This is a genomic window from Marinobacterium iners DSM 11526, assembly GCF_900107855.1.
GTDB classification, from domain to species: Bacteria; Pseudomonadota; Gammaproteobacteria; order Pseudomonadales; family Balneatricaceae; genus Marinobacterium; species Marinobacterium iners.
This window is the reverse complement of the sequence record NZ_FNRJ01000003.1, coordinates 63,139-78,248: the sequence shown is the minus strand read 5'-3', so window position 1 is coordinate 78,248 and position 15,110 is coordinate 63,139. Positions and strand designations below refer to the sequence as shown.

Below are 15,110 nucleotides of genomic sequence, written 5' to 3'. Positions count from 1 at the left end.
TTCAAGCAACGGGAGAATGCGCGCTCAACGCTTTGATTGAAAAGACCAAGCCCTTAATCAGCGCGCAAAGCCCCGATGGTGAAATTGGTAGACACAAGGGATTTAAAATCCCTCGGCCTTTGGCTGTACCGGTTCGAGTCCGGTTCGGGGCACCAGTCAGTCTGTAAAGAAACCTTTTAAACAACACTTGGATTCTAAAAACAAACTCACTTTTGATAGTTTTTGCACATAATCACGCCCGTTATATTGCCACCAAGATATCCATGCAAGATCCTAACCTGTACTCCCGAATAAGGCTTGCAGGTGACCTATGGCCTATATACAATCGATATCCGTAGTTTTATTTGCTGCACACCACCTGGATACAACACCTTCTTTATTATCTGTACTGGATGTACACCTAACGTGATACTGACTTGTCAGGAACTATATTGGTATGAGTGAAACCGAACTGCCTGCCTATTTAATGAACCTGGAGCCTGAACAACTGGAACAGGTTCGCAAAATGCTCGTACAGCGCATTGAAGATCAGCATCAACAGAAACTCAAACAACGCTCCCTCCCCCCCGCCTTTCATGATCTCGATGCCCTTGCAGCCAATACCGGACTGGACTTGTCCAGCTTGCTGCGCGACATCAAACGCCGCAGCTGATTTGGACGGTTGCCTTATTTCCTGCACAAGCTATAATCGCCGCTTCGCAGGAGAGAGGGCTCACACCCCGCCGAAGGCGCAAACTCCCATAATCGCTCAGGCTCAGGTACTGCGACCACACACATATTACGTCGACTGGAGAGCGGTCAGCCAGAACTGACCCACCGAAGGGGCAACACGCCGAAAGCGTGCAAACTCTCAGGTAACCCGGACAGAGGGAGAGGCGGATAAACACCCTAACGGGAGGTTTACACGTGCTCACCTACATCTACATTCTCGCCATTACCGCAGAAGCCATGTCTGGCGCACTTGCTGCCGGCCGTCGCAATATGGATATGTTTGGCGTAAGTGTTATCGCCTTCATCACCGCCCTGGGCGGTGGCACCATTCGCGATATTCTACTGGGACACTTTCCTGTTTCCTGGACACAGCACCCCGAGTACATCTACCTGACTGTCTCAGCCGGACTGATCACCATGCTGATTGCCCGCTTCATGCATCATTTGCACAAGATCTTCCTGCTGCTGGACGCCATGGGCCTTATTGCATTCACCATTATTGGCTGCAATGTAGCCCTTGAGCTCGGCTACAGTACACCCATAGTTGTTATGGCAGGCATGATAACGGGTATTTTTGGGGGCATTCTGCGCGATGTACTGTGTCAGCGAGTACCTGTAGTTTTTCGACACGAACTCTATGCAAGCATCTCTTTGCTGGTTGCATTGCTTTATCTCCAGCTGGAGCAAATGGGATTAAATCATGATCTCAATCTAATACTGTCGTTTGCCACCGGCATCATGATGCGTGTAGCCGCAATATACTGGCACTGGTCGTTGCCTGTATTCAGCTACGCCCCTGGCCGCTGGAAATAATTGCCTGAGGGCAGGCATACGCCTGCCCGTTTAAACCAAGGCGGAGCAGACAGAATCGATAAGCCGAAAAAGAGAGTAATTGATTAGATATAGAGCTGTGCAGAATATTGACAGCACTAACAACGAAGAGGGGAAGTTATTTTGTATGGTTCCATTCCTCTCAGGTGTCAAAAAATCACCTGAGAGGAATGGAGGCTGGAGTCGGAATCGAACCGGCGTACACGGAGTTGCAGTCCGCTGCATGACCACTCTGCCATCCAGCCATACCGTTGAGATTGGAGCGGGAAACGAGACTCGAACTCGCGACCCCGACCTTGGCAAGGTCGTGCTCTACCAACTGAGCTATTCCCGCGCCTCAACAGTGGTGCGTATTATAGAGAGATCCCGCGGGGTGTCAACCATAATACTGAAAAAAATTTGCTTAAATATTAACCACTTACTTCAGATATCATCACTCAGATGAGGCCATGCCGCGTGCAGGTAGAGCACCATTGACCATAGTGTCAGCGCCGCAGCACCATACAGCGCAACAATTCCCAACCAGGAAAGCGGACTATACAGCGGCATTGCTATCAAGATGAGAATCGAGACCATCTGCAGTGTTGTCTTGATTTTTCCAATATTTGATACTGCCACACTGGCACGCTCGCCGAGTTCAGCCATCCATTCACGCAGAGCCGAAATAACAATTTCTCGCCCTATAATGACAATTGCAGGAATAGTGACCAAAGGAGAAGCGAATACCTCAACCAGCACTACAAGTGCGGCAGCCACCATCAATTTATCTGCCACAGGATCAAGAAAAGCCCCAAAGGGGGAAGCCTGATCAAGCTTCCGAGCCAAATAGCCATCAAACCAGTCAGTAATCGCGGCCAGGCCAAAAATGGCGGATGCAGCCCAAGGTGACCACGCATATGGCAGGTAATAAACCAGTATGAAAACTGGAATCAGGACGATGCGAAGCAGCGTCAGTAGGTTGGGTAGTTTTATCGTATACAAATGAGTGTCCCGTTACTTCCTGCTTCAACTTTCGGGGTGGAGTGCGGCATAAATTTCCTGTGCCAACGTCCGGCTTATAGTAGAGACTTTTGCAATTTCTTCAACACTGGCCCGCTCGACCTCTTTGACACCACCAAAATGCTTCAGCAGTTCGCGTCTGCGCTTGGGGCCTACTCCAGATATTCCTTCCAAGGTTGATTTGCGGCGCGCTTTGCCGCGCCTCGCCCGATGCCCGGTAATGGCAAACCGGTGCGATTCATCACGAATATGTTGCAATAGATGCAAAGCGGGCGAATCCGATGCAAGCACAGTCTCTTCCCCGCTATCACCACGAATCAACACTTCAAAGCCCGCTTTCCGAGTCGGCCCCTTCGCCACTCCTACGACCAGTACGTCGTTGATTTGCAGCTCTTCCATAACCATCACTGCCTGTGCAACCTGCCCTTTTCCACCATCAATGATCAACAGATCCGGCAACACCCCCTCCCCCTTGCGCACTCGTGTATACCGACGACTGAGGGCCTGATGCATGGCGGCATAGTCATCCCCGCCTGTTATATCTTCAATATTAAAACGCCGATAGTCCGACTTCTTCGGCCCCTCTCGGTCAAAGACAACACAGGAGGCTACTGTTGCCTCGCCTGAACTGTGACTGATATCAAAGCATTCAAGGCGTTGCGGGATTGAGTCCAGCCCCAGTGCATCCTGCAGTGCCAAATAGCGATTATAGATATTCTGCTTACTGGCCAGATGACTGCCCAGCTGCTGCTCCGCGTTGGTTTGGGCCAGACGCTGCCAACCGGCGCGATCCCCCCTCACGCGCGACATGATGACCATCTTGCGTCCGCGCCGCTGCTCCAAGGCCTGCTGAATACACTCCTGATCAGGTAGCTCAACGGAAACAATCACGGCTGCAGGAATCTCACGTGGACCGCTTAAATAAAACTGAGCGATAAAAGCAGACAATACTTCCGCTGGCGTATCCTCAATCGACACCCGAGGATGATAAACCTTGCTGCCGATGACGCGCCCACCTCGCACAAACAGTGCATGAACACAGACACCACCAGGCTGAACTGCACACCCCAGCACATCGGCATCACCACTTTGCCCACTGACAAACTGCTGCTCCTGTACCTGCTGCAATGCACTGATCTGGTCACGCAGACTGGCGGCACGCTCAAATTCAAGACGGGCGGCGGCATCCTCCATTTCCTGCGCCAGTGTCTGCATCAATTCCTGGCTACGCCCCTGCAGGAACTGCATTGCGTGATTGAGGTCCTGACGATAGGCATCCTCACTGATCAGGCCGACACAGGGTGCCGTACAGCGCCTGATCTGATACTGCAGACAGGGGCGAGAGCGATTTCGAAAGAAACTGTCTTCACACTGGCGAATCCGAAACACCTTCTGCAGCAGATTGAGACTCTCTTTCACTGCACCGGAACTGGGATAGGGGCCAAAATAGCGCCCATTTTTACGCCCTGCCCCCCGCTGAAAAGTGATGGCCGGGAAAGTATCGCGGTCACTGACAAAGATATAGGGATAGGATTTATCGTCGCGCAGCAAAATATTGTAGGGAGGACGCTGCTGCTTGATCAGGTTTTGCTCCAGCAACAGAGCTTCCGTCTCACTGCCGGTGACGGTGACCTCAATACGGCAGATACGAGCAACCAGTGCCTGAGTCTTTGTACTCAGCCCATTGGAGCGAAAATAGCTGCTGACCCGGCTCTTGAGATTTTTAGCTTTACCAACGTAAAGAATTTTTCCGCCGGCATCATACATCTGATACACACCGGGCCGCTGGGTTAATCGGCGCAGGAATGCCTTGCTGTCAAACCCGACAGCGCTATCGGCAGCCGGGTCTTGTTGCTCTTCAGCTAACTTCATTCAGGTTTTTGTTGGCATCCATATGCAGGTGGGTGGCCTCGCGATGAATGGCTTCAAGCTGCTCACGGGTTGCATCCAGAATACCCGCGCCCCGGGAGAGCGACACCTCAAGATAGACACCGATTTCAGCATAGTAATACAGACGCGCATCAAAACTACGTGCCCGCTTCAACTTACTGAGAGATATCTGCGCACCATTCACCAGAATGGTGTTGATGTCGTTGTCAGACAGTAGAGGATGGCGCTCACGCTCACTCGGCTGCGCAACCGAGGCTGCATGACGCCGACTATTGATGGTTGTCATCTGATCCCTCCTTGACGGGTAGAGGCCTGATTCACCTCAGGAAAATCAGGCGACCAAGGCCGCCAAATCTTTTACTTCTTTTGCTGTGCTCGGGCAGCATCCTTGGCGATTTCTCGCTTCAGAAAGCGCACACCAAGAAACGTCATTACCAGCATCGCCGCTACAATCGCAATACTCGGTGCGAATGAAATCATGCTGTATTTATCGATATTCAACATAGAAACTACTCCTCAATCATTGTAATAATTCTGTTCGCACCGCTGGGCGAAAGAACGGCATTATCTGCAGTTCAGCCCCCTTTCTCAAGCCTTTTGAGCAGACTTGATGTATCCAGTCGACCATTACCCTCGGCCTGCAAATCAGCATAAAACTGGTCAACAAGCGCCGTAACCGGGAGACGCGCACCATTACGCCGGGCTTCTTCAAGCGCAATTCGAAGATCCTTGCGCATCCAGTCCACAGCGAACCCGAAGTCATAACGATCATCCAGCATGCTTTGATGACGGTTTGCCATCTGCCATGACCCTGCGGCTCCGTGCTGAATTACATCAAAAACAGCCTCCCCCTCAAGCCCCGCACGCTTGACGAAGTGCACAGCCTCAGCCAAACCCTGAACCAGCCCGGCAATACAGATCTGATTGACCATTTTGGCAAGCTGACCACTGCCGGCCTCACCCAGCAAACGGTGAGACTTGGCATACGCATCAAGCAGAGGCGAAACCCGGCCGTAATCAGCCTCCACCCCGCCAATCATGATACTCAGTACACCGTTTTCGGCTCCGGCTTGACCACCCGAAACAGGAGCGTCAAGAAAGCCACAACCCTGCTCTTTAGCCTGTAAATCCAACTCCCGCGCCACTTCAGCAGAAGCCGTGGTGTGATCTATCAGCACAGAACCTGGTGAAAGCGTTTTCAAAACACCTTCCGCTCCGGTAGTCACCTGACGCAAGTCGTCATCATTACCCACGCAGGTAAAGACGAATTCGGCACCCTCTGCAGCAGCAGCCGGTGTCGCGGCAGAACGGCCGGAATAGGTAGCACACCAGTGCTCGGCCTTGCTGCGGGTACGGTTATAGACACACACATCATGCCCGGCGCGCGCCAAATGACCTGCCATCGGAAAACCCATGACACCCAAGCCGATAAAAGCGATTTTAGCCATGATATATTCTCCTTACTCGGCGTAAGCAGCCGATGCAGCCTGTGCAGCCACACCCGCATGAATATCAGCACCCAGTTCAAGCAGCGTATTTTCGAGCGCATCTATGCATACCATAACGTGACGCCGCGTGCATGAGCTGCCCATAAGACCGATACGCCATACCTTACCCGCCAGAACCCCGAGGCCCGCACCGATTTCAAGCCCATAACGCTCCAGCAAAAGTGAACGCACACGGGCTTCATCAACCCCAGTCGGCACTGCAACCGAATTCAGCTGAGGCAAACGCACTGGCGCATCAACAGTAAAATGAAGCCCCATCGCCTCAAGCCCAGCCCGCAAGGCCTGATGATGGTACTGATGACGCTCCCAAGCCTGTTTGATACCCTCTTCCTGCAGCATAACCAACGACTCATGCAAACCGTACAGCGCATTAACTGGCGCCGTGTGATGGTAGGCGCGTTTCTGCCCTCCACCCCAGTATCCCATCACCAACTTCTTATCAAGGAACCAGCTGGGGACGCGACTCTCTCGCTGCCGCACCTTTTCGAGCGCGCGCTCACTGAAACTGACGGGAGAAATTCCAGGCGGGGCCGACAGGCACTTTTGAGTGCCTGAATAGATGGCATCTATCCCCCAGAGGTCAACCTCAAGCTCTATCCCACCCAGAGAGGTGACTGCATCAACAATGGTCAAACAGCCATAGTCACGCGCCAGGCGACACAAAGCCTCTGCATCGGAACGAACACCGGTTGAGGTTTCTGCATGAACGAAGGCCAGCAGTTTGATGTCGTCATGCTGCTCCATCAGCGCCCTGACCTTATCCAGGCTGACCGCTGTGCCCCATTCATCTTCAACCATCAGAGCGATGCCACCGAAGCGTTCAACGTTTTCTTTCATGCGCCCGCCGAACACGCCGTTTTGGCAGACGATCACCTTGTCACCCGGCTCAACCAGGTTAACAAAGCACGCTTCCATCCCCGCCGAGCCCGGTGCTGAAACAGGCATGGTCAATTCGTTGTTGGTGCGCAGGGCAAACTGCAACAGCTGCTTGATTTCATCCATCATGCCAATAAAGGCAGGATCAAGATGCCCAATAGTTGGGCGAGCCATGGCCGCAAGCACACGCGGGCTAACATCAGAAGGCCCTGGTCCCATAAGAGTTCGCAGCGGAGGATGGAAAGAATTGATCATGTCAATTTCCTTAAATAACAATTATTTATGATTATTACTTTGCGTTGTTTGTAGCCCTTGCGGCGATCCGTTTCACAATGGCAATTACCATCTCGGCTGAATGTTGTGCCGCCTTATCAAGAAACCGCTCAAATGAAAGATTCGACTCCTTGCCTGCAATATCCGAAAGCGCACGGATAACGATAAAAGGCGTACCGAATTGATGACAGGTTTGGGCGATGGCAGCAGCTTCCATCTCGACCGCCTTCATGGACGGAAACAGAACCCTAGTGCTCGCCACACGCGACGGACAGTTCATAAAACTATCACCGGTCGCAATAAGCCCTCGAACCGTATTGACATGAGGCATCTGTGCAATGCACTCCTCTGCCATTCTCGCCAGCAAGGGGTCGGCCGTGAACGCTGCGGGCAGCCCGGGCACCTGACCAGGCTCATAACCAAATACCGTTACATCCACATCATGATGACGAACCTCATCCGAAATCACGACATCGCCTACATTGAGCGCAGCATCAAACCCGCAGGCCGATCCGGTGTTAATGACACAATCTGGCTCAAACTGCTGCAACAGCAAGGTTGTACCTATCGCGGCATTGACCTTACCGATACCGGACTTGAGTAACACCACCTCAACGCCATCAAGCGCTCCAGTATAAATGGGATAACCAGCCACCATGTGGGTGCCGACACCCTGCAGGGAGTTTTTGAGTAATTCGATCTCTTGATCCATTGCACCAATAAGAGCAATGCGCGGGGGACGAGTCAGATTTTCAAGTGCTTCAGCAAAGGAGGGCTTCATTGTCATTGAGATAGCGCTTCAGGGTTCGATATGGCGGAAAAAACTCATGCTACCACGACAGGTTCAATTCGCAATTTAGAACCGCACAAAACGCATGACTCCAGCCCTATTCAACCCTGAATCACACACTCGCCATAAAGAATAAAATTAAGTACACAATACGTATTGTGTACTTAATTCACATACACAAGCTATGATTTATTTTAACAACACCCGTAATATTTGATTGACAAGGCGAGGCAACCGTATAGAATGATTTTCAGCTTGAAAGTAACGCATATATTTACGTACGACCATTTCGAAGTCCTGCCTTGTAGTTAGTACTCGTCCTGAGATTCATAAGTAGATAGCAACTTTTAGAGCAAACCGCCTCGACACAGTCTTGGCAAAAAAATATTTTGAAATTTAGGATAGATCATCATGTCTACTACTACCGGCACCGTTAAGTGGTTCAACGAAACTAAAGGCTTTGGCTTCATCGAGCAGGAATCCGGTCCGGACGTCTTTGCTCACTTCAGCGCTATCCAGGGTTCAGGCTTCAAAACCCTGCACGAAGGCCAGAAGGTTGAGTTCAAGGTCACTCAGGGCCAGAAAGGTCCTCAGGCTGAGAACATCGTTCCGCTGTAAGCTTGCTCTTACTGCCGAATCTAAAAAAAGCGACCACGAGTCGCTTTTTTTGTGCCTGATTTTTGTATCAAAATATTCAGCAGCTTGCGCAGACAGGACGCCCCGACAAACCGAGGCACCCCCTCCCTCAATTGTTAACCCGCAGCGGCAACCGCTCGGGGGCGGCGAGCACGACGACGAGCATGCGCGCTGCCAGCCGGCTTCTGACCATCCTTGTGCTCTACCTTGGGCTTGCGGGCGCCCCGCTTCTGCTCACCGCCACGCTTTGACGCAGGCACTCGAGTACCCGCAGGCGGCAATGGATGCACAGGCTCAAAGCCTTCAACCTCCTGACGCTCGATCGTCTGCCGCGTCAAACGCTCAATACCGAACAAAAGATCAGCCTCATCGGCACACACCAGCGAAACAGCCTGCCCTGTTGCACCGGCACGACCAGTACGACCTATGCGATGCACATAATCTTCGGCCACATTTGGCAGCTCGAAGTTAACTACCTGCGGCAGCTGGTCGATATCCAGCCCGCGAGCCGCGATATCAGTTGCGACCAGCACCTCTACCGCGCCGGATTTGAAGTCAGCCAGCGCCTTGGTGCGTGCACCCTGGCTTTTGTTGCCATGAATGGCGGCCGACTTGACACCAGCATCATCCAGAAACTTGGCCAGCTTGTTGGCACCATGCTTGGTTTTTGTAAACACCAGCACCTGCTTCCAGCCATGCTGGCGAATCAATTCAAGCAACAGATCCGGTTTTCGCTTCTTATCAACCGGACTCAACCACTGCCTGACTGTATCCGCCGTACTGTTGCCGGGACTAACCGACACCTCAACCGGATCATTCACAATACCCTTGGCCAGCTTGCGAATCGGGTCAGAAAACGTGGCCGAAAACATCAGGTTCTGACGTCGAGCCGGCAGCAGCGCCATGACCTTGCGAATATCATTGATAAAGCCCATATCCAGCATACGGTCGGCTTCATCCAACACCAGAATTTCCAGATGATTGAAGCGGATGGCATTTTGCTGATACAGATCCAGCAGACGCCCTGGCGTCGCGACCAATACATCCACTCCGCCGCGCAGCTTTTGCATCTGCGGGTTGATCTTCACACCACCAAACACCACAGCAGAGCGCAGCTTCAGATTACGCCCATAGGTAGCAACGCTTTCGCCCACCTGAGCAGCCAGTTCACGGGTTGGTGTCAATACCAGAGCCCGTGCCTGATTGGCACCCGCAGGCTTTCCGCCTACCAGGCACTCCAGCATCGGCAGCGTAAATCCGGCTGTTTTACCCGTACCTGTTTGGGCGGCCGCCATTACATCACGACCTGCCAGCACAGCAGGAATCGCCTGCAACTGGATGGGGGAAGGGGTGTCGTAGCCCTGATCAGCTACCGCTTTCAGCAACGGAGCTGACAGCCCCAGAGAAGCAAAACTCATGCAACATTAGTCTCTTGAAGTACAACAGGGATAGCCGACAAGCCGGAATAGCGTGACGGCGATATGAGGTGTAACAGGTATAATTGAAAAATCACTGCGCACTAGCTTACCCTAGATGCCGCCCAACAGCCATCTGAATCTCAACCACCCCTGCCAGCAACCAACAGCTCTGCTATCATAGCACTAACAACATCATACCCGGCATCGCATCCATACCTTATGCATTACTGGAGATGATATCCCTAATTAATTGTTCAAAAAGGTTTTTTAATGAACGTCGAGAGCTTCAACTTCAACCACACAAAAGTCATTGCTCCTTATGTTCGTCTGGTCGGCGTTACCGAAGGCAAACAGGATCGAGTGCATAAATATGACATTCGATTCTGCCAGCCCAACCAGGCACACATGCCGATGCCATCACTGCATTCGCTGGAACACATGATTGCTGAGCTGATACGCAACCACTTGGATTGCGTGCTGGATTTCAGCCCCATGGGTTGCCAGACCGGTTTTTATCTTTCGGTCATGAACCACGATGATTACAGTGAAATTCTTGCAGTGCTGGCGCGCACCCTGCAGGACGTGCTGGATGCAACGGAAGTACCTGCCTGTAATGAACTGCAGTGTGGTTGGGCCGCAAGCCATGACCTGGAAGGCGCTAAGTCCATTGCCCGTGAAATGCTCAACCACCGCAATGAGTGGCCGCAGGTGTTCGCTGACGAAAACGATCCAGACAACTGGCTGTCCTGAGCCCCTGACCGGTCAGCTCAGAGTCACACTGCTGCTGACCGGGTAGCCCTCTACCCAACCAAGACGCCTGAACAACCCCTCGACACCGTCGCCAACACCAGATTCAATTTTAACCTTTTGCCCTGTCACCGGATGCGCAAACTCTATCGCGACAGCCATCAGCAGCAAACGATGAGAATCCAGGTGCTCACGAAACAGTCGATTGTGGCGCCCTTCCCCGTGCTTGGTATCACCGACGATGGGGTGCAGAATATGTTTCATATGACGTCTAATCTGGTGCTTGCGCCCGGTTTTTGGTTTAACCTCAACCAGTGAGTAGCGCGCCTCGAGGTAGCGCCCCACCGCAATCGGCAAGGATACGGTCGCCAGTCGCCGATATTCCGACACTGCCTCTTTCGGTTCCTTGTCTGGATTGGCCAGTGGATCCGCATATTTGTCATGAATAGGCTTGAGCGCATAATCGATCACTCCAGCCTCTTCCGTCCAGCCTCTGACGACACACAGATAGACCTTGCGAACGCTGCGCTCGATGAACTGCTGCTGCAGATGCTGCCCCACGTCCTTACGGCGGGCGAACAGAATAACGCCCGATGTGGCACGATCCAGACGGTGCACCGTATGCACGGTTTCACCGGGGTAGCGCTGCTTCAACATGGAAACAAGGTTCGGTGTTCTCGCCGGCGCTATCCAGCTGGGATGCACCAGCAATCCGGCCGGCTTGTGAACAGCCACAAGGTATTCATCTTCATAAAGAACAACAAGCTCAGTTGAGTCGGTCACAGGCTACCCTTGGCATCAACGGCAGATAAAAACAAAGCGCAAAATTCTACCGGGAATCTTTTTGCAGTTAAACGGTCGAAACCTGCGTGAAACCCAATTAGAATCCGTTATCAGTACCGATGGACACCAACAAGAGGTTAATGATGGATAACGTTCGCACATTCGAAGGCCGCTCTCAGCAGGCGGTACTGGAGACCAACAAGGTCATCCGTAACACCTATATGCTGCTGGCCATGACACTGATATTCAGTGCCGTGACAGCGGGTATCTCCATGGCAATCAACCCTCCGTTCATGGTGTATCTCGGCAGTGTGATCCTGAGCTTCGTACTGCTGTTTGTCATTAACCGCAAGCAGAACTCGGCCGCTGCACTGCCGCTGACTTTCGCCTTTACTGGCCTGCTGGGCTTTGGCCTGGGGCCATTGCTTAACCACTATCTGGCATTGCCAAACGGTGGACAGGTCGTGATGACCGCCATGGGCATGACTGCCATCACCTTCCTGGGGCTGTCCGCCTATGTACTCAGCTCTCGCAAGGACTTCAGCTTCATGGGAGGGTTCCTGGCAGCAGGCTCAATCATCCTTATTGTAGCGATGCTGGCTCTGTTCGTACTGCCACTGTTTGGTGTCGATATTTCCGGTATTAGCCTGGCATTCTCGGCTGCTGTCGTGCTGCTGATGGCCGGGTTCATCCTGTATGACACCAGCAACATTGTTAACGGCCGTTATACAAACTACATCATGGCTACAGTTGGCCTGTACCTGAGCATTTACAACCTGTTTGTACATCTGCTCAGCCTGGTCAGCGCTTTCAGCGACGACTGATCATCGACTGCCACCCGGCCCCGCATATCTGTTAAGATTGCGGGGCTTTTTTATGTCTGGTCTCCACAATGAAATTCACCCTTGTTATCCACTCAGCCCCCTACCAGTCTGCATCGGCCGATACCGCGCTGCGTTTTGCACGCGCACTACTGGCAAGCGGGCATGAACTTTACCGGGTATTTTTCTACCGCGATGGGGTACATAACGCCAGCGCACTGGCATCTCCGCCCAGAGATGAGCAGTCCGTGCCGCTGGCATGGCAGTTACTGGCGCAGGAACATCAGTTGGATTTGGTCGTATGCATCTCAGCCGCTGTTCGCCGCGGTGTTCTCGATGAAAACGAGGCCAAACGATATGAAAAGCCCGCTGCCAATTTGGCACCCGGCTTTGAGTTGTCAGGCCTGGGACAATTAAGTGAGGCTCTGATCCAGTCAGACCGTGTTATCACGTTCGGAGGTCGAGGATGAGCAAGCCCGATGTATTGATCATCTGCCGGCGCGCACCCTATTCATCATCCGCCGCACGTGATGCCATTGATGTTGCACTCAGCTGCGCACTGTTTGAACTACCCGTGACACTTCTGTTGCTTGACGATGCGGTACTGCAGCTTTTGCCAGATCAACAAAGCGGTCGCATTGGCCAGAAAAGCCCCAACGCCATGCTGGGAGCACTGCCGATGTACGATATAGATCAAGTCTATACAAGCACCCAAAGTCTTGCTCTACATGGCCTGGAAGCCTCACGGCTTGATCCTGCCCCTGCCGTACTGGATCAGGACGAAATACGGGCTTTGATGGCACGACACTCTCGGGTTATAACGCTATGATTCTGCACACGCTGAACACCTCTCCTTCTGATCGCACAGCCTTCCAGACCTGTGCTGCCAGCCTGAGCGAAAACGACTCACTGTTACTGATTGAAGAAGCTGTTTACTGGCTGCTGCCACACTACAGGAACGAACTGACACGACTGCCCGCGCGCATTCTGGCACTTGAGCCTGATCTGCTTGCACGGGGTATCACCCCAGATGGAGTCAGCTGTGTGGACGATGCCGGATTTGTTGAACTGGCGGTAACTCATGATAGTGTCATAAACTGGTTTTGATATGACAATACTCAGTATTAACGGAAGCACCGTGGAGCTTGACGAAGAAGGCTATCTTTATGATGTCTCACAATGGACTCCTGAAGTTGCATCACATCTGGCTCAAGAACTGACAATTGAGCTGACGGATGCCCACTGGGAAATTTTGTATCTGTTGCGTGACTTTTATCGGCAGTACCAGCTATCCCCCGCCATGCGTCCTTTGGTCAAAGCTGTCAGCCAAAAACTCGGCAAGGACAAGGGGCGCAGTATCTACCTGATGCAACTGTTTCCAGGCAGCCCAGCCAAAGTCGCAGCATTGCTGGCAGGTTTGCCCAAACCGGAAAACTGTCTCTGACCATGCTGCGTTTTGCCGCCAACCTCAGCCTGCTGTTTACCGAACTTCCGTTTCTGGAGCGCTTCGCGGCTGCCCGTGCCGCCGGCTTTTCATCTGTCGAAATCCAGTTTCCTTACGCTCTTGGACTGGAAGCTGTTGCCGATGCCTTGAGTCAACAGCAGCTAGAGCTGATACTGATCAATATTCCGGCCGGTGGCTGGGACAATGGCGATCGCAGCCTGTGCTGTGACCCAAGGCGCCAAAGTGAATTTGCGGATGGCCTGGCGCTTGCGCTGCAGTGGGCAAAGCGGCTGAGTGTGCCCAAGCTCAACTTCCTGGCTGGCATTACACCTTGCGGGCAAAACGAAGAACAGGTTCAGCAGACACTGGAATCAAACCTGCGACTGGCCGCTCAGCAGTGCCATAAGGCCAATGTTGAGCTGCTGATCGAAGCAATCAACACCGAAGATCTGCCGGGTTTCCGCTTGCACCACAGTACTCAGGTTGTAGACCTGATCAAACGCCTTGATCTGCCGAGTACCCGTTTGCAGTATGATGTGTATCACATGCAGATTATGGAAGGGAACCTGATCAACACTCTGAATCGCCTGAGTACACACATCGGACATATACAGATCGCGGACGTTCCAGGCCGTCATGAGCCCGGCAGCGGTGAAATTAACTTCTCTAACCTTTTCAAGGCTATTGAGGCTATGGGATACTCCGGCTATATAAGTCTTGAATACAACCCTTCAGGCCAAACAGAATCCAGCCTTGAATGGTTGCAACCTTGGATTACACAGGACAGAACAGCATGAGTCTAAACGCCGCGGCTGAACACCTGAAAACACTGCAGGCCGGACAACAGGCCGATTCCGAACGCTCACGCCGTGCCCAGCAGGAAGAGATTGTCTACCATCAGTGGGCAACCTTTCGGGTAGATGATGAACTCTATGGCATCGACGTAATGCAGGTTAAAGAAGTCCTGCGCTTCAGTGAGATTACTCCGGTACCCGGAGCCGACAAGGCGATACTGGGAATCATCAACCTGCGCGGTAATGTAGTGACCGTCATCGATACCCGCCGCATGTTTGGACTTCCACTGGTACCTTATGATGACGACACACGCGTCATCGTGGTTGAGTTCAATGAACAGGAAGTGATCGGACTTGTAGTCGACAGTGTGGATGAAGTCATCAACCTGCCGCACAACGATGTGGATCGCGCCCCGAATGTTTCCGGCGATGACTCCACCAAGCGTTTTGTACAAGGCGTTTGCTACTACAACAACATCCTGATCATTCTGCTCGACTTGACCAAAATGCTGTTGAGCATCACCCCACTGAGCGAAGAAGAGCTCAAGGCCCAACGCGGCTACTAAGCCAGCTCTAAGGGGGCTTAGGT

Annotated in this window: 20 protein-coding genes, 3 tRNA genes and 2 riboswitches; of the genes, 12 read left to right on the top strand and 11 right to left on the bottom strand. The window is 52.5% G+C overall.

From position 1 onward, the window contains the following. The first annotated feature begins 69 nt into the window (after positions 1-69). From BLV48_RS05055 to BLV48_RS05045, 3 genes are all read left to right on the top strand, one after another. Positions 70-155, top strand: a tRNA-Leu gene (locus BLV48_RS05055). A gap of 281 nt (positions 156-436) precedes the next feature. Then, on the top strand, positions 437-652 hold the full coding sequence (locus tag BLV48_RS05050) for a hypothetical protein (protein ID WP_091824069.1): 216 nt from the start codon (positions 437-439) through the stop codon (positions 650-652). 37 nt (positions 653-689) lie between these two features. After that, a riboswitch (glycine riboswitch) is annotated at positions 690-774 on the top strand. Between the two features lie 3 nt (positions 775-777). After that, positions 778-877: riboswitch (glycine riboswitch) on the top strand. 29 nt (positions 878-906) lie between these two features. Then, a complete protein-coding gene (locus BLV48_RS05045; protein ID WP_091824066.1) occupies positions 907-1,524 on the top strand; it encodes a trimeric intracellular cation channel family protein in 618 nt (205 codons plus the stop codon). 189 nt (positions 1,525-1,713) lie between these two features. Here the strand turns inward: BLV48_RS05045 and BLV48_RS05040 are convergent. From BLV48_RS05040 to mtnN, 9 genes are all read right to left on the bottom strand, one after another. Continuing rightward, positions 1,714-1,787 (bottom strand) — tRNA-Cys (locus BLV48_RS05040). Between the two features lie 13 nt (positions 1,788-1,800). Then, positions 1,801-1,876 (bottom strand) — tRNA-Gly (locus tag BLV48_RS05035). A gap of 89 nt (positions 1,877-1,965) precedes the next feature. Beyond that, entirely contained in the window at positions 1,966-2,514 is a 549-nt protein-coding gene (pgsA, locus tag BLV48_RS05030; RefSeq protein ID WP_091824538.1) for a CDP-diacylglycerol--glycerol-3-phosphate 3-phosphatidyltransferase, read from the bottom strand. A gap of 33 nt (positions 2,515-2,547) precedes the next feature. Next, the gene (uvrC, locus tag BLV48_RS05025) at positions 2,548-4,413 is read right to left on the bottom strand and encodes an excinuclease ABC subunit UvrC (protein ID WP_091824063.1); all 1,866 of its coding nucleotides are present in this window, start codon (positions 4,411-4,413) and stop codon (positions 2,548-2,550) included. Then, positions 4,400-4,717 carry an excinuclease ABC subunit C gene (locus BLV48_RS05020; RefSeq protein ID WP_091824061.1) on the bottom strand — a complete coding sequence of 106 codons (318 nt, stop codon included), beginning with the start codon at positions 4,715-4,717 and terminating at the stop codon, positions 4,400-4,402. The genes uvrC and BLV48_RS05020 overlap by 14 nt, the downstream gene beginning before the upstream one ends. 71 nt (positions 4,718-4,788) lie before the next feature. Then, positions 4,789-4,935, bottom strand: coding sequence for a hypothetical protein (locus tag BLV48_RS18945; protein ID WP_175527586.1), 147 nt, complete (start codon positions 4,933-4,935; stop codon positions 4,789-4,791). Between the two features lie 71 nt (positions 4,936-5,006). Further along, on the bottom strand, positions 5,007-5,879 hold the full coding sequence (locus BLV48_RS05015) for an NAD(P)-dependent oxidoreductase (protein ID WP_091824058.1): 873 nt from the start codon (positions 5,877-5,879) through the stop codon (positions 5,007-5,009). 12 nt (positions 5,880-5,891) lie between these two features. Next, a complete protein-coding gene (locus BLV48_RS05010; protein ID WP_091824056.1) occupies positions 5,892-7,070 on the bottom strand; it encodes a pyridoxal-phosphate-dependent aminotransferase family protein in 1,179 nt (392 codons plus the stop codon). 34 nt (positions 7,071-7,104) lie between these two features. Beyond that, entirely contained in the window at positions 7,105-7,875 is a 771-nt protein-coding gene (mtnN, locus tag BLV48_RS05005; RefSeq protein ID WP_091824053.1) for a 5'-methylthioadenosine/S-adenosylhomocysteine nucleosidase, read from the bottom strand. Between the two features lie 414 nt (positions 7,876-8,289). Here mtnN and BLV48_RS05000 point away from each other — a divergent pair, with 414 nt between their 5' ends. After that, positions 8,290-8,496 carry a cold-shock protein gene (locus BLV48_RS05000; protein ID WP_091824050.1) on the top strand — a complete coding sequence of 69 codons (207 nt, stop codon included), beginning with the start codon at positions 8,290-8,292 and terminating at the stop codon, positions 8,494-8,496. A gap of 134 nt (positions 8,497-8,630) precedes the next feature. Here BLV48_RS05000 and BLV48_RS04995 read toward each other — a convergent pair whose 3' ends face one another. Continuing rightward, entirely contained in the window at positions 8,631-9,932 is a 1,302-nt protein-coding gene (locus BLV48_RS04995) for a DEAD/DEAH box helicase (protein WP_091824047.1), read from the bottom strand. Positions 9,933-10,202: 270 nt separating this feature from the next. Between BLV48_RS04995 and BLV48_RS04990 the strand changes: the two genes are divergently transcribed. Continuing rightward, a complete protein-coding gene (locus BLV48_RS04990) occupies positions 10,203-10,682 on the top strand; it encodes an S-ribosylhomocysteine lyase (protein WP_091824044.1) in 480 nt (159 codons plus the stop codon). Positions 10,683-10,694: 12 nt separating this feature from the next. On the opposite strand, the gene BLV48_RS04985 is transcribed toward BLV48_RS04990, so the two are convergent. Then, positions 10,695-11,462, bottom strand: a complete 768-nt coding sequence (locus tag BLV48_RS04985) for a pseudouridine synthase (protein WP_091824041.1) — start codon at positions 11,460-11,462, stop codon at positions 10,695-10,697. Positions 11,463-11,605: 143 nt separating this feature from the next. Between BLV48_RS04985 and BLV48_RS04980 the strand changes: the two genes are divergently transcribed. The 7 genes from BLV48_RS04980 (at position 11,606) to BLV48_RS04950 (ending at position 15,087) form a co-directional block, all read left to right on the top strand. Beyond that, positions 11,606-12,286, top strand: a complete 681-nt coding sequence (locus tag BLV48_RS04980) for a Bax inhibitor-1/YccA family protein (RefSeq protein WP_091824038.1) — start codon at positions 11,606-11,608, stop codon at positions 12,284-12,286. A gap of 68 nt (positions 12,287-12,354) precedes the next feature. Next, positions 12,355-12,753, top strand: coding sequence for a sulfurtransferase complex subunit TusD (tusD, locus tag BLV48_RS04975; RefSeq protein WP_091824035.1), 399 nt, complete (start codon positions 12,355-12,357; stop codon positions 12,751-12,753). Next, entirely contained in the window at positions 12,750-13,112 is a 363-nt protein-coding gene (tusC, locus tag BLV48_RS04970) for a sulfurtransferase complex subunit TusC (RefSeq protein WP_091824032.1), read from the top strand. The genes tusD and tusC overlap by 4 nt, the downstream gene beginning before the upstream one ends. After that, complete coding sequence (gene tusB / locus BLV48_RS04965; protein WP_091824030.1) at positions 13,109-13,390, top strand: sulfurtransferase complex subunit TusB; 282 nt, start codon at positions 13,109-13,111, stop codon at positions 13,388-13,390. The genes tusC and tusB overlap by 4 nt, the downstream gene beginning before the upstream one ends. A gap of 1 nt (position 13,391) precedes the next feature. After that, on the top strand, positions 13,392-13,727 hold the full coding sequence (locus BLV48_RS04960; protein WP_091824027.1) for a TusE/DsrC/DsvC family sulfur relay protein: 336 nt from the start codon (positions 13,392-13,394) through the stop codon (positions 13,725-13,727). Between the two features lie 2 nt (positions 13,728-13,729). After that, positions 13,730-14,524 carry a hydroxypyruvate isomerase family protein gene (locus BLV48_RS04955; protein WP_091824024.1) on the top strand — a complete coding sequence of 265 codons (795 nt, stop codon included), beginning with the start codon at positions 13,730-13,732 and terminating at the stop codon, positions 14,522-14,524. Then, positions 14,521-15,087 carry a chemotaxis protein CheW gene (locus tag BLV48_RS04950; RefSeq protein WP_091824021.1) on the top strand — a complete coding sequence of 189 codons (567 nt, stop codon included), beginning with the start codon at positions 14,521-14,523 and terminating at the stop codon, positions 15,085-15,087. The genes BLV48_RS04955 and BLV48_RS04950 overlap by 4 nt, the downstream gene beginning before the upstream one ends. Positions 15,088-15,110: the final 23 nt, after the last annotated feature.